Here is a 14,909-nt window from a genome sequence, read left to right on the forward strand (position 1 = left end):
AGGTACACGACCAGATGGCGACGACTCTCCTCGGCCACAAACGTTTCCGCCGGTATTACGGCAAAATCCGCGAAGTTCTGGAGATGCCGAACCTGATTGAGGTTCAGAAATCTTCTTACGACCTGTTCCTGAAGTCCGGCGATCAGCCTGCGCCCAGCGATGGCGAAGGGATCATGGGCGTCTTTCAGGGCGTTTTCCCGATCAAGGATTTCAACGAGACGGCGGTTCTCGAGTTCGTAAAATACGAGCTGGAGAAGCCCAAGTACGACGTTGAAGAATGCCAGCAGCGCGACATGACCTACAGCGCTCCGCTGAAGGTGACCCTGCGCCTGATCGTGTTCGATGTCGATGAGGACACCGGCGCCAAGTCGGTCAAGGACATCAAGGAGCAGGACGTGTTCATGGGCGACATGCCCCTGATGACGCCCAACGGCACCTTCGTGGTGAACGGCACCGAGCGCGTGATCGTTTCCCAGATGCACCGCTCCCCCGGCGTGTTCTTCGACCACGACAAGGGCAAGACCCACGCCTCTGGCAAGCTGCTCTTCGCCTGCCGGATCATTCCCTACCGCGGCTCCTGGCTGGACTTTGAGTTCGACGCCAAGGACATCGTCTTCGCCCGGATCGACCGTCGCCGCAAACTGCCGGTGACCACCCTGCTCTATGCCCTCGGGCTGGATCAGGAGGCGATCATGGACGCCTACTACGAGACGGTCAGCTACAAGCTGAAGAAGAACAAGGGCTGGGTGACCAAGTTCTTCCCCGAGCGCGTTCGTGGCACGCGCCCGGCCTATGACCTCGTCGACGCCAAGACCGGTGAAGTCATTGCCGAGGCCGGCAAGAAGGTGACCCCGCGCGCGGTGAAGAAAATCATCGACGACGGCGAGATCACCGACCTGCTGGTGCCCTTCGACCGCATCGTGGGCAAGTTCGTCGCCAAGGACATCATCAACGAAGAAACCGGCGCCATCTACGTGGAAGCCGGCGATGAGCTGACCTGGGAAACCGACAAGGATGGTGAAGTCACCGGCGGCACCCTGAAGGAGCTGATCGACGCGGGCATCACCGACATTCCGGTGCTCGACATCGACGGCATCAATGTGGGTGCCTACATCCGTAACACCATGGCCGCCGACAAAAACATGAACCGCGACACCGCGCTCATGGATATCTACCGCGTCATGCGCCCCGGCGAGCCGCCCACCGTGGAAGCCGCCAGCACCCTGTTCGACAGCCTGTTCTTCGATAGCGAGCGCTACGACCTCAGCGCCGTGGGCCGGGTGAAGATGAACATGCGTCTCGACCTCGACGCCGAGGATACCCAGCGCACGCTGCGCCGCGAGGATATCGTGGCCTGCATCAAGGCGCTGGTCGAGCTGCGCGACGGCAAGGGCGAAGTGGACGACATCGACCACCTCGGCAACCGCCGTGTCCGTTCGGTCGGCGAGCTGATGGAAAATCAGTATCGAGTGGGTCTGCTCCGCATGGAGCGGGCGATCAAGGAGCGCATGAGCTCCGTCGAGATCGACACGGTGATGCCGCAGGATCTGATCAACGCCAAGCCCGCCGCCGCCGCGGTGCGCGAGTTCTTCGGCTCCTCGCAGCTGTCGCAGTTCATGGACCAGACCAACCCGCTCTCGGAAGTCTCCCACAAGCGTCGCCTTTCGGCGCTTGGCCCGGGCGGCCTGACCCGTGAGCGTGCCGGCTTCGAGGTGCGCGACGTGCACCCGACCCACTATGGCCGGATGTGCCCGATTGAAACGCCGGAAGGCCCGAACATCGGCCTGATCAACAACCTCGCCAGCTTCGCGCGGGTCAACAAGTACGGCTTCATCGAAACCCCCTATCGCCGCGTCGAAAACGGCCAGGTGACCGATGAAGTGCACTACATGTCGGCCACCGAAGAGATGCGCCACACCGTGGCTCAGGCCAACGCCTCGCTGGACGAGAACGGCAAGTTCACCAACGAAATGGTCAACACCCGCCAGTCGGGTGAATACACCCTCGCGCCCAACGAGAACGTGGACCTGATCGACGTGTCGCCAAAACAGCTGGTTTCGGTCGCCGCCTCGCTCATCCCCTTCCTCGAGAACGACGATGCCAACCGCGCGCTGATGGGCTCGAACATGCAGAAGCAGGCCGTGCCGCTGCTGCAGGCCGAGGCGCCGCTCGTCGGCACCGGCATCGAGCGCAAGGTGGCCATCGACTCCGGCGCCGCCATTCAGGCGTTCCGCGGCGGGATCATCGACCAGGTCGATGCCCAGCGGATCGTTGTGCGCGCGACCGAAGATCTTGAGCCGGGCGATCCGGGCGTCGATATCTATCGTCTGCGCAAGTTCCAGCGGTCGAACCAGAACACCTGTATCAACCAGCGTCCGCTGGTTAAGGTGGGCGACACCGTGGTGAAGGGCGAAGTCATCGCTGACGGCCCCTCCACCGACATGGGTGAACTGGCGCTCGGCAAGAACGTCGTCGTCGCCTTCATGCCGTGGAACGGCTACAACTACGAGGACTCCATCCTCATCTCCGAGCGCATCGCCAAGGATGACGTGTTCACCTCGGTCCACATCGAAGAGTTCGAAGTGGCCGCCCGTGACACCAAGCTTGGGCCGGAAGAGATCACCCGCGACATTCCCAACGTCGGCGAGGAAGCCCTGCGCAACCTCGACGAGGCCGGGATCGTCTACATCGGTGCCGAAGTGGGCCCCGGTGACATTCTGGTGGGCAAGATCACCCCGAAGGGCGAGAGCCCGATGACTCCGGAAGAGAAGCTGCTCCGCGCCATCTTCGGCGAAAAGGCCAGCGACGTGCGCGACACCTCGCTCCGCCTGCCGCCGGGTGACTTTGGCACGGTCGTGGAAGTCCGCGTCTTCAACCGCCACGGCGTGGAGAAGGACGAGCGCGCGCTTCAGATCGAACGTGAAGAGGTCGAGCGCCTCGCACGTGACCGGGACGACGAGCTCGCGATCCTCGACCGCAACATCTACGCCCGCCTGAAGGACATGATCCTGGGCAAGGTGGCCGTGAAAGGCCCGAAAGGCGTGAAGGCCAATGCGACCATCGACGAGGAGCTTCTGGAAGCTCTCTCCAAGGGTCAGTGGTGGCAGCTTGCGCTGGGTGACGAGGCCGAGGCCCAGATGGTCGAGGCGCTGCACGAGCAGTACGAAGCGCAGAAGCGCGTGCTCGATGCCCGCTTCGAGGATAAAGTCGAGAAGGTCCGCCGCGGCGACGATCTGCCCCCGGGTGTGATGAAGATGGTCAAGGTCTTCATCGCCGTGAAGCGCAAGCTTCAGCCGGGCGACAAGATGGCCGGTCGTCACGGGAACAAGGGTGTTATTTCGCGGGTCGTTCCCGTGGAAGACATGCCCTTCCTCGGTGACGGTACGCCGGTCGACTTCGTGCTCAACCCGCTGGGCGTGCCTTCGCGGATGAACGTGGGTCAGATCCTTGAAACCCACATGGGCTGGGCCTCTCGCGGCCTCGGTATCCAGGTGGACGAGGCTCTGGGCGAATATCGCCGCTCCGGCGACATGACCCCGGTGCGGGACGCCATGAAGATCGCCTATGGCGAAGAGGCATACGAGGAGCACATCCAGTCGCTCGACGAGGGCCTGATCCTCGAAGCGGCGGGCAATGTGACCCGCGGTGTGCCGATCGCCACGCCGGTCTTCGACGGTGCCAAGGAAGTGGACGTGAACGATGCGCTCAAGCGCGCGGGTTTCAACGAAAGCGGCCAGTCGGTTCTGTTCGACGGGCGCACCGGCGAGCAGTTTGCCCGCTCGGTCACCGTTGGCATCAAGTACCTGCTGAAGCTGCACCACCTTGTCGATGACAAGATCCACGCACGCTCCACCGGCCCCTACAGCCTCGTCACCCAGCAGCCGCTCGGTGGTAAGGCCCAGTTCGGTGGTCAGCGCTTCGGTGAGATGGAAGTCTGGGCCCTCGAGGCCTACGGCGCCGCCTACACCCTGCAGGAGATGCTGACCGTGAAGTCGGACGACGTGGCTGGCCGGACCAAGGTGTATGAGTCGATCGTCAAGGGCGAGGACAACTTCGAGGCGGGCATTCCCGAGAGCTTCAACGTGCTCGTCAAGGAAGTCCGCGGCCTCGGCCTGAACATGGAACTCCTGGATGCGGAGGGGGAGGAGTGAATCCGTTCGTAATTCCGCCGCGCATCGCTAGTGGGGAGTTCGGCTTCGGCGTCGTGGGGGATGGTATCCCCCACACTGAGGTCGAGTGGAACCATTTGGCTGAGGGATTGGACAATGGCGACGGCATGGTAACCACCAGCATCGGAAAAGCTGAGGTTGACGGCCGTAAGGTATCGTTCGTGCTTGGCTACCAAGCTGAAGATATGCTGCCATTCCTTTCTTTCACGGTCTTTGCACCGGTTGAAAAAACAAGCTGGTGCACATTCAATTTTTCGGAGGTTCAACAATGAACCAGGAACTGACGAACAACCCGTTCAACCCGCTCACCCCGCCGAAGGTGTTTGACGAGATCAAGGTCTCGCTGGCCTCGCCCGAGCGGATTCTCTCTTGGTCTTTCGGTGAGATCAAGAAACCCGAAACGATCAACTACCGGACCTTCAAGCCCGAGCGCGACGGCCTGTTCTGCGCCCGTATCTTCGGGCCGATCAAGGACTACGAGTGCCTCTGCGGCAAATACAAGCGGATGAAGTATCGCGGCGTTGTCTGCGAGAAATGCGGTGTGGAAGTCACGCTGCAAAAGGTCCGCCGTGAGCGCATGGGCCACATCGAGCTGGCCGCCCCGGTCGCGCACATCTGGTTCCTGAAGTCGCTCCCCTCCCGGATCGGCCTCATGCTGGACATGACCCTGCGTGATCTCGAGCGGATTCTCTACTTCGAGAACTACGTGGTCATCGAGCCGGGCCTCACCGATCTCACCTACGGTCAGCTGATGACCGAAGAGGAGTATATGGATGCCCAGGACGCCTACGGGATGGATGCCTTCTCGGCAAACATCGGCGCCGAGGCGATCCGCGAGATGCTCAGCCAGATCGACCTCGAAGGCGAGGCCGAGCAGCTGCGCGCCGACCTCAAGGAGGCCACCGGCGAGCTGAAGCCCAAGAAGATCATCAAGCGTCTGAAGATCGTTGAGAGCTTCCTCGAGTCCGGTAACCGCCCCGAGTGGATGGTGCTCACCGTGATCCCCGTGATCCCGCCCGAGCTGCGCCCGCTGGTGCCGCTGGACGGTGGCCGCTTTGCGACCTCCGACCTGAACGACCTGTATCGCCGGGTCATCAACCGGAACAACCGTCTGAAGCGCCTGATCGAGCTCCGCGCGCCCGACATCATCATCCGCAACGAAAAGCGGATGCTGCAGGAGTCGGTCGACGCCCTGTTCGACAACGGTCGCCGTGGCCGCACCATCACCGGTGCCAACAAGCGTCCGCTGAAGTCGCTCTCCGACATGCTCAAGGGTAAGCAGGGCCGCTTCCGCCAGAACCTTCTGGGTAAGCGGGTCGACTTCTCGGGTCGTTCGGTCATCGTGACCGGCCCCGAGCTGAAGCTGCACCAGTGCGGCCTGCCCAAGAAGATGGCGCTCGAGCTGTTCAAGCCCTTCATCTACTCGCGTCTGGAGGCCAAGGGCCTGTCCAGCACCGTGAAGCAGGCTAAGAAGCTGGTCGAGAAAGAGCGCCCCGAGGTGTGGGACATCCTCGACGAGGTGATCCGCGAGCACCCGGTTCTGCTGAACCGCGCGCCCACGCTGCACCGCCTCGGCATTCAGGCCTTCGAGCCGATGCTGATCGAAGGCAAGGCGATCCAGCTGCACCCGCTCGTGTGTTCGGCGTTCAACGCTGACTTCGACGGTGACCAGATGGCCGTTCACGTGCCGCTCTCGCTGGAAGCCCAGCTGGAAGCCCGCGTGCTGATGATGTCGACCAACAACGTGCTGTCGCCCGCCAACGGCGCGCCGATCATCGTTCCCTCGCAGGACATGATCCTTGGCCTCTATTACATCTCGATGGAGCGCGAAGGCATGAAGGGTGAGGGCATGGTCTTCGGCTCGGTCGAAGAGGTGGAGCACGCGCTGAACGCCGGCGAAGTGCACCTGCACTCCAAGATCAAGGCCCGCGTGAAGCAGATCGACGACGAAGGTCAGGAAGTCTACCAGCGGTTCGACACCACGCCGGGCCGTGTGCGCCTCGGTGCGCTGCTGCCGCTCAACGCCAAGGCGCCCTTCGAACTGGTCAACCGCCTGCTGCGGAAAAAAGAAGTGCAGCAGGTCATCGATACCGTCTACCGCTATTGCGGCCAGAAGGAGTCGGTCATCTTCTGTGACCAGATCATGAGCATGGGCTTCAAAGAGGCCTTCCGCGCCGGTATCTCGTTCGGCAAGGACGACATGGTGATCCCCGACAACAAGTGGACCATCGTGGACGACACCCGCGAGCAGGTGAAGGACTTCGAACAGCAGTACATGGACGGCCTGATCACTCAGGGCGAAAAGTACAACAAGGTGGTCGATGCGTGGTCGAAGTGCAACGACCGCGTCACCGACGCCATGATGGAAACCATCTCGGCTGCGAAGAAAGACGAGAACGGCGCCGAAGCGGAGCCGAACTCGGTGTACATGATGGCCCACTCCGGTGCCCGGGGCTCGGTCACGCAGATGAAGCAGCTCGGCGGGATGCGCGGCCTGATGGCCAAGCCCTCGGGCGAGATCATCGAGACGCCGATCATCTCGAACTTCAAAGAAGGCCTGACCGTGTTGGAGTACTTCAACTCCACCCACGGTGCACGTAAGGGTCTGTCGGACACCGCTCTGAAGACGGCGAACTCGGGTTACCTGACCCGCCGTCTGGTTGACGTGGCACAGGACTGCATCATCCGTCAGCACGACTGCGGCACCGAGCGGGCGATCACCGCTGCCGCCGCCGTCAACGACGGCGAGGTGGTGAGCTCGCTGGCCGAGCGTATCCTGGGCCGTGTTGCGGCCGAGGATATCGTGAACCCGTCGACCGAAGAGGTGATCGTTGCCCGCAACGAGCTGATCGACGAGCGCAAGGCCGATATGGTCGAGCAGGCCAATGTCGCCACCGTGCGCATGCGGTCGCCGCTGACCTGTGAGGCCGAAGAGGGCGTTTGCGCCATGTGCTACGGGCGCGACCTTGCCCGCGGCACCATGGTCAACACCGGTGAGGCTGTCGGCATCATCGCCGCCCAGTCGATCGGTGAGCCAGGCACCCAGCTGACCATGCGGACCTTCCACATCGGCGGCGTGGCACAGGGTGGCCAGCAGTCGTTCCAGGAAGCTTCGCAGGAAGGCACAATCGAGCTGCGCAACGCCAACCTCCTCGAGAACGAGGCGGGCGAGCAGATCGTGATGGGCCGGAACATGCAGGTTGCCATCATCGACGAGAACGGCACCGAGCGCGCCAGCCACAAGGTGACCTACGGCACCAAGGTCTTCGTGACCGAGGGGCAGAAGGTGGCCCGCGGCGACAAACTCTTCGAGTGGGACCCGTACACCCTGCCGATCATCGCGGAGAAGGCTGGTACCGCCAAGTTTGTCGACCTCACGACCGGCATTGCCGTGCGTGACGAGACCGACGATGCCACCGGCATGACCCAGAAGATCGTGATCGACTGGCGCACCGCGCCTAAGGGCAACGAGCTGAAGCCCGAGATCTTGATCGTCGGCGAGGATGGCGAGCCGGTCCGCAACGATGCGGGCAACCCGGTGACCTACCCGATGTCGGTCGATGCCATTCTGTCGGTCGAAGACCAGCAGGAGGTGAAGGCCGGTGACGTGGTGGCGCGTATCCCGCGGGAAGGCGCGAAGACGAAGGACATCACCGGTGGTCTGCCGCGTGTGGCCGAACTCTTCGAAGCTCGCCGTCCCAAGGACCACGCGATCATCGCCGAAGCCGACGGCTACGTGAAGTTCGGGCGCGACTACAAGAACAAGCGCCGGATCTCCATCGTACCGGGTGACGAGAGCCAGGAGCCGATCGAGTACATGGTGCCCAAGGGCAAGCACATCCCGGTGCAGGAAGGCGACTTCGTGCAGAAGGGTGACTACATCATGGACGGCAACCCGGCGCCGCATGACATCCTGTCCATCATGGGTGTCGAGGCTCTGGCCGAGTACATGATCGACGAGGTGCAGGACGTTTATCGCCTTCAGGGTGTGAAGATTAACGACAAGCACATCGAGGTCATCGTCCGGCAGATGCTCCAGAAGTGGGAGATCCTCGACTCGGGCGACACGACGCTGCTGAAAGGCGAGCACGTGGACAAGGCCGAGTTCGACGCGGCCAACGAGAAGGCGCTGAAGAAGGGCGGCCGCGAGGCCCAGGGCGAGCCGATCCTGCTTGGGATCACCAAGGCCTCGCTCCAGACCCGCAGCTTCGTCTCCGCGGCTTCGTTCCAGGAGACGACCCGCGTGCTCACCGAGGCTTCGGTGCAGGGCAAGCGCGACAAGCTCGTGGGCCTGAAGGAAAACATCATCGTGGGCCGCCTCATTCCGGCGGGCACCGGTGGTGCGACCCAGAAGGTGCGCCGCATTGCCACCGAGCGCGACCAGAAGGTGATCGACGCGCGTCAGGCCGAGGCAGAAGCCGCGGCGGCGCTGGCGGCCCCGATGGACGACGACATCGTGGGTGGCGACGAGTTCGATACGCTCGTGGATACGCCGGAAAGCCGGTAAGGACCGGTTATCGCACTACAAATCAAGAGGGGCCCCGCAGCGATGCGGGGCCCTTTCTCGTTCAGCGGTCAAAACCCGAAGAGGCCGAAGAGCGCGGCGTAACCGGTAAATATCCCCGCGTTCGCCGCAGTCGCCACACCCATCAGCATCACCCCGGCCCGCCGCCTGCGCCCGTGGTGGACGAGCCCTGTTAGGACGGACAGCAATGCCGCCGCCGCGAGCGAGCAGGCCAGCGCAGAGCGAACGCTCGCCTCATGCCGGGCGATGTCAGGGTCGGGCGGGGCGAGGTTGTAGAACATCAGCGTCGTGCCCAAGGCCACTGCGAGCGCCACATACCAATGCGTCGGCATTCGGGTGAGCTGCCACAAAGCGAGCCGCTTTCGGTCTGGGTCGTAAAAGAAACGGTACGTATAATACATTTTGCAAGTCCTCAGATCATGGACTCACACCATCTTCCCACGGGCAGATGTTGCCGCGCCAACCCGCCCCTGGGAAGTGGAAATAGGGTCGGGGCTGTGGAAACCCGGCGATCTGGGCTAAGGTAATGATCTGGCAGAGGAGCGCGACAGGAGGCGGGAGCATGGCCGGTGGGTGGGCAAAGGACGGAGCGGTGAGCGAGCAGATCGAGGCTTCGATCAGCGACGAGCTGCAACGGATGAAAGCCAAGCGCGCGCCGCAGGGCGAGAGCCTGACCCATTGCGCCGAATGCGAAGAGGAGATCCCCGAGAAGCGCCGCCTGGCTATTCCGGGCATCAAACTCTGCATCGATTGTCAGCAGGAGCGGGACGGGCGGTTCGAGGCCCGGGCCGGTATCAACCGCCGCGGCTCCAAGGACAGCCAACTCAAGTAGAGCGCCCCTCGCGCAAACGCTTGCGCTTGTCACATAATCCGCCTACCGCTGCGGCATGGCCGACCTAGCAGAAAACCTCCGTGGCGCGGTGCTGATGACCGCCTCGATGGCGGCTTTCACCATCAACGACACCTTCATCAAATCCCTCGCCGAAGACCTGCCATTGATGCAGACGGTTTTCTTGCGCGGCTTGGCGGCCACGCCGCTTCTGGCCCTGATGGCATGGTGGCGCGGGGCTTTGCGGTTCCGGATGGCACGTCGTGACGCGGGGCTCCTCGCGCTCCGCAGTCTGACAGAAATCCTCGCCGCGCTCTTCTTCCTGACCGCGCTTTACAACATGCCGCTCGCCAACGCGACGGCGATCCTCCAGGCCGCGCCGCTGATGGTCACACTGGCCGGGGCGCTGTTCTTTGGCGAGGCAATCGGTATCTGGCGGATGTCTGCGATTCTGGTGGGCTTCGCCGGGGTGCTGTTGATCGTCCAGCCCGGAGGCGATGGCTTCACCAGCTATTCAATCTGGGCGCTGGCGGCGGTGGTTGCCGTAGTGGCGCGCGATGTGCTGACCCGCAAAATGAGCGGCGCGCTCCCCTCGCTGACCGTGGCGACCGTCACCGCCTTCTCGGTCGGGGCGGCGGCCGGGCTCGTAGCCCTCTTCGAGCCGTGGGTGCCGGTCAGCGGCCCCTCAGCGCTGGCGCTCAGCGGGTCGGTGATTTCGATCCTCTTCGCCTACCTCTTCTCGGTGACGGCGGTGCGGGTGGGCGACATGGGGTTCGTCGCCCCCTTCCGCTACACCGGCCTCGTCTGGGCGCTGGTCCTCGGGTTCCTCGCCTTTGGCGACTTCCCCGGCCCGCTGACCCTGCTGGGCAGCGCGGTGGTGATTGGCGCGGGGCTCTTTACCTACCTGCGCGAGCGGAGGCTTTCGATTCGGCGTCGTGAAATTTCGCAAGCGCCTCCTCGGTGATCCCGAAGTTCTTCGACAGCGCCCGCGCCACCTCGCCTTCGATCGGCACCATCTCCTCGAAGTCCTTCTTTTTGAAAGGCGTGCCGTTGGTCGAGTTGATGCCGCGCACAAACATGTCTTCGCCGGTATAGGTGAGGGTGGTCATCTGCCGCCAGATCGTATCGTGCCGGAAGTGCACGACTGTCTTGTCGATGTGCGGGCGGATGTAAACGCCAAGTGCCGGGGTCCAGTATTGCCGCTGCTGGGCGCAGGCACGGATGCCCTCCTCGTCGATGCAGACGGTATAACCCTGATTGAAATCCACCGCGAACTTATGCTCGCGTTTCATCACCTCATGACCGTCATCGAAGGCCTCGCGGAAGCGCTCGACAAAGCGGTAGCTCACCCCGTCATCGTCATCGAGCCGGAACTGGCCGCAAACGCCACCCTGCGGGTCGATATGCTCCTGCATCGCCTTCAGGCAGGCCTCCCGGTGATTCATCGGCTCGTACTGGACCAGCCGGGCTTGCGGCAGGGTGGCCAGCATGTCCTTCAGGCGCTCGTCGAACACCTTGGGGAGCTGGTTGCCGGTGAGGACGACGAATTTGAAGTCTTCATCGGTTTGCAGCCGAAGGCCGGGCAGGGTGAAGGTCTCGAAGTAGCGAAAACGCTCCTCCAGCCGTTCCGCGCCATACAAGAAGTCGATCCGGTCCTGAATGGTCGCATGCTCGCGCCGGAAGCCGCCGAAACAGGGATACGAAAAGCGACAAAGTCCTAGAATTTGCACGGTGTTACCTGTCCTTCGCTCTGGCGCACTGCCCGGGCGGCAGGGTAGGGGGAGGGCCGCGGCAGGGCAAGGGTGCAGGCCGGGGCCCCAGCCCTCAGGTGGTGTACCTGACAACGTCGCGACGCCAGTGCCAGGGCCCCTCTGGCCTGCTTGTGTGGCGCGAAGCCGGTCAAACCTTGCCGGCCTGCTCCGCAAGGCCCCGCAGGTGTTGACAGGCCACCCGACTCCCCCTATACGCCGCGCTCACGGGACACGTGCGGGCAAACCCCTGCGCGGCATTCCGTATCAAAATCGAAGTGGCCACGATCCAGGCGGCAGCGCCTCGATCCTCTGAGATTCCACCGCGTCGTTCCCGGCAGAGGGAACGGGAGCGGTATTTGCGTTTGGCATTCCGCCACTCGCGCAAGACCTGAACCGGCGCCGGGCGGTGCACAGCCCGCGCCAGAGATGAACGAACGAGCGAGACGGGGAACACCGGAATGCCCACGATCCAACAGCTGATCCGCAAGCCGCGGCAGCCGAAAGTCAAACGATCCAAGTCGATGCACCTTGAAGGGTGCCCGCAGAAGCGTGGTGTTTGCACCCGCGTCTACACCACCACGCCGAAGAAGCCGAACTCGGCCATGCGGAAGGTTGCCAAGGTGCGCCTGACCAACGGCTACGAGGTCATCAGCTACATTCCCGGTGAAAGCCACAACCTTCAGGAGCACTCCGTGGTTCTGATCCGTGGCGGCCGTGTGAAAGACCTTCCCGGCGTTCGTTACCACATCCTGCGCGGGGTGCTCGACACCCAGGGCGTCAAAGACCGCAAGCAGCGCCGCTCGAAGTACGGCGCCAAGCGTCCGAAGTAAGAGGAACTCGAAATGTCCCGTCGTCACGCCGCCGAGAAGCGCGAAGTCCTGCCTGACGCCAAATTTGGCGACAAGGTTCTGACGAAATTCATGAACAACCTGATGATCGACGGCAAGAAGTCGGTCGCAGAGCGTATCGTCTACAACGCGCTCGACCGGGTTGAGACCAAGCTGAAGCGGTCGCCCATCGAGGTGTTCGAAGAGGCCCTCGACAACATCAAGCCGTCGGTTGAGGTTCGTTCCCGCCGGGTTGGTGGCGCCACCTACCAGGTGCCCGTCGAAGTGCGCCCCGAGCGTCGCGAAGCGCTGGCCATCCGCTGGCTCATCATCGCCGCCCGGAACCGCAACGAGAACACCATGGAAGAGCGTCTGGCCGGTGAGCTGATCGACGCTGTCCAGTCTCGTGGCACCGCCGTGAAGAAGCGCGAAGACACCCACAAGATGGCCGACGCCAACAAGGCGTTCAGCCACTACCGCTGGTAACCCAAGCACACACCTGAGGACCCATCCAATGGCCCGCGACTACCCCCTCGACCGATACCGCAACTTCGGCATCATGGCGCACATCGACGCCGGCAAGACCACTTGCTCCGAGCGGATCCTGTTCTACACCGGCAAGAGCCACAACATCGGTGAGGTGCATGACGGCGCCGCAACGATGGACTGGATGGAGCAGGAGCAGGAACGCGGGATCACCATCACCTCGGCTGCGACCACCACCTTCTGGGAGCGCACCGAGAACGGCACCGAGCCCGACAGCCCGAAGCACCGCCTGAACATCATCGACACCCCCGGCCACGTTGACTTCACCATCGAAGTCGAGCGTTCGCTGGCCGTGCTCGACGGTGCCGTCTGCGTGCTCGACGCCAACGCCGGTGTTGAGCCCCAGACCGAGACCGTGTGGCGCCAGGCTGACCGCTACAAGGTTCCGCGCATGGTGTTCGTCAACAAGATGGACAAGATCGGCGCCGACTTCTTCAACTGCGTCCGCATGATCGAAGACCGCACCGGCGCCCGCGCCGTACCGGTTGGCATTCCGATCGGTGCCGAGAACGAGCTCGAAGGTCTGATCGACCTCGTGACCATGGAAGAGTGGCTGTGGCAGGGTGAAGACCTTGGCGCATCGTGGGTGAAGGCCCCGATCCGTGACAGCCTCAAGGACATGGCCGACGAGTGGCGCGGCAAGATGATCGAGGCCGCCGTCGAAGAAGACGACGACGCCATGATGGAATACCTCGAGGGCAACGAGCCCGACGTGGCCACGCTGCGCAAGCTGCTCCGCAAGGGTACCCTCGCGCTGCACTTCGTGCCCGTGCTCGGGGGCTCCGCCTTCAAGAACAAAGGTGTTCAGCCGCTCCTCAACGCCGTGATCGACTATCTGCCGAGCCCGCTCGACGTGGTCGACTACATGGGCTTCAAGCCCGGCGACGAGGAAGAAGTGCGTAACATCGCCCGCCGCGCGGACGACGACATGCCCTTCGCCGGTCTGGCGTTCAAAATCATGAACGACCCCTTCGTTGGCTCCCTGACCTTCACCCGGATCTACTCGGGCAAGATGAACAAGGGCGACAGCATCCTGAACTCGACCAAGGGCAAGAAAGAGCGCATCGGTCGTATGATGATGATGCACTCCAACAACCGCGAAGAGATCGAAGAGGCATTTGCCGGCGACATCATCGCTCTGGCCGGTCTGAAGGACACCACCACTGGTGATACCCTCTGCGCCCAGAACGACCCGGTCGTGCTGGAAACCATGACCTTCCCCGATCCGGTCATCGAGATCGCCGTCGAGCCCAAAACCAAGGCCGACCAGGAGAAGATGAGCCAGGGTCTGGGCCGTCTGGCCGCCGAAGACCCCTCCTTCCGCGTGGAGACCGACATCGAGTCCGGTCAGACCATCATGAAGGGCATGGGCGAACTTCACCTCGACATTCTCGTCGACCGCCTGAAGCGCGAATTCAAGGTCGAGGCCAACATCGGTGCGCCGCAGGTGGCATACCGTGAGACCATCGGTCACGAGATCGAGCACACCTACACCCACAAGAAACAGTCGGGTGGTTCGGGTCAGTTCGCCGAAGTGAAGATGATCATCTCCCCAACCGAGCCGGGCGAAGGCTACTCCTTCGAGAGCCGCATCATCGGTGGTTCGGTGCCGAAGGAGTACATCCCCGGCGTCGAGAAGGGCATCCAGTCGGTCATGGACTCCGGTCCGCTCGCGGGCTTCCCGGTGATCGACTTCAAGGTGGCGCTGATCGACGGTAAATTCCACGACGTGGACTCCAGCGTGCTGGCGTTCGAAATCGCGTCGCGGATGTGCATGCGCGAAGGTCTCAAGAAGGCCGGCGCCAAGCTGCTCGAGCCGATCATGAAGGTGGAGGTGATCACCCCGGAAGAGTACACCGGCGGGATCATCGGCGACCTCACCAGCCGTCGTGGCCAGGTGCAGGGTCAGGACACCCGCGGCAACGCGATTGCGATCGACGCCTTCGTGCCGCTGGCCAACATGTTCGGCTACATCAACAACCTGCGCTCCATGTCCTCGGGCCGGGCGAACTTCACCATGCAGTTCGACCACTACGAGCCGGTGCCGCAGAACATCAGCGAAGAAATCCAGGCCAAATACGCCTGATCCACAACGTAGGGTGCGCACCCATCGCGCACCCTCCCGACAGACAAGGAGGCCATCATGGCTAAGGAAAAGTTTGAACGCACGAAACCGCATGTGAACATCGGCACGATCGGTCACGTGGACCACGGCAAGACGACGCTGACGGCTGCGATCACCAAGCAGTTTGGCGACTTCAA

At 62.8% G+C, this 14,909-nt stretch carries 11 protein-coding genes; 9 read left to right on the forward strand and 2 right to left on the reverse strand.

The features are described 5' to 3' along the window. The first annotated feature begins 14 nt into the window (after positions 1-14). The 3 genes from rpoB to rpoC are packed head-to-tail and all read left to right on the forward strand — an operon-like array spanning position 15 to position 8,676. Complete coding sequence (gene rpoB / locus KUV38_RS18260; RefSeq protein ID WP_222471616.1) at positions 15-4,151, forward strand: DNA-directed RNA polymerase subunit beta; 4,137 nt, start codon at positions 15-17, stop codon at positions 4,149-4,151. Next, the gene (locus KUV38_RS18265; protein WP_222471617.1) at positions 4,148-4,441 is read left to right on the forward strand and encodes a hypothetical protein; all 294 of its coding nucleotides are present in this window, start codon (positions 4,148-4,150) and stop codon (positions 4,439-4,441) included. Before rpoB ends, KUV38_RS18265 begins: the two co-directional genes overlap by 4 nt. Beyond that, a complete protein-coding gene (rpoC, locus tag KUV38_RS18270; protein WP_222471618.1) occupies positions 4,438-8,676 on the forward strand; it encodes a DNA-directed RNA polymerase subunit beta' in 4,239 nt (1,412 codons plus the stop codon). The genes KUV38_RS18265 and rpoC overlap by 4 nt, the downstream gene beginning before the upstream one ends. 68 nt (positions 8,677-8,744) lie before the next feature. Here the strand turns inward: rpoC and KUV38_RS18275 are convergent, their stop codons facing one another. After that, positions 8,745-9,095, reverse strand: coding sequence for a hypothetical protein (locus KUV38_RS18275; protein WP_222471619.1), 351 nt, complete (start codon positions 9,093-9,095; stop codon positions 8,745-8,747). Positions 9,096-9,256: 161 nt separating this feature from the next. Here KUV38_RS18275 and KUV38_RS18280 point away from each other — a divergent pair, with 161 nt between their 5' ends. Beyond that, positions 9,257-9,526 (forward strand): DksA/TraR family C4-type zinc finger protein, encoded by a 270-nt coding sequence (locus KUV38_RS18280; protein ID WP_222471620.1) that lies wholly within the window; start codon positions 9,257-9,259, stop codon positions 9,524-9,526. Positions 9,527-9,581: 55 nt separating this feature from the next. Next, positions 9,582-10,487, forward strand: coding sequence for a DMT family transporter (locus KUV38_RS18285; RefSeq protein ID WP_222471621.1), 906 nt, complete (start codon positions 9,582-9,584; stop codon positions 10,485-10,487). On the opposite strand, the gene KUV38_RS18290 is transcribed toward KUV38_RS18285, so the two are convergent. Continuing rightward, positions 10,420-11,253 (reverse strand): glycosyltransferase, encoded by an 834-nt coding sequence (locus KUV38_RS18290; RefSeq protein ID WP_222471622.1) that lies wholly within the window; start codon positions 11,251-11,253, stop codon positions 10,420-10,422. The two genes, KUV38_RS18285 and KUV38_RS18290, sit on opposite strands and share 68 nt — an antisense overlap. Before the next feature lie 479 nt (positions 11,254-11,732). Here KUV38_RS18290 and rpsL point away from each other — a divergent pair, with 479 nt between their 5' ends. The 4 genes from rpsL to KUV38_RS18310 all read left to right on the forward strand — a co-directional run. Continuing rightward, entirely contained in the window at positions 11,733-12,104 is a 372-nt protein-coding gene (gene rpsL, locus KUV38_RS18295) for a 30S ribosomal protein S12 (RefSeq protein ID WP_213546064.1), read from the forward strand. A 12-nt stretch (positions 12,105-12,116) separates the two neighbouring features. Further along, positions 12,117-12,587 carry a 30S ribosomal protein S7 gene (rpsG, locus tag KUV38_RS18300; RefSeq protein WP_222471623.1) on the forward strand — a complete coding sequence of 157 codons (471 nt, stop codon included), beginning with the start codon at positions 12,117-12,119 and terminating at the stop codon, positions 12,585-12,587. Between the two features lie 28 nt (positions 12,588-12,615). Continuing rightward, complete coding sequence (gene fusA / locus KUV38_RS18305) at positions 12,616-14,733, forward strand: elongation factor G (RefSeq protein WP_222471624.1); 2,118 nt, start codon at positions 12,616-12,618, stop codon at positions 14,731-14,733. Positions 14,734-14,790: 57 nt separating this feature from the next. Further along, positions 14,791-14,909: GTP-binding protein (locus tag KUV38_RS18310; protein ID WP_222471677.1), on the forward strand; the 119-nt coding region annotated here is incomplete at its 3' end.

This window comes from Vannielia litorea (genome assembly GCF_019801175.1).
GTDB classification, from domain to species: domain Bacteria; phylum Pseudomonadota; class Alphaproteobacteria; order Rhodobacterales; family Rhodobacteraceae; genus Vannielia; species Vannielia litorea_B.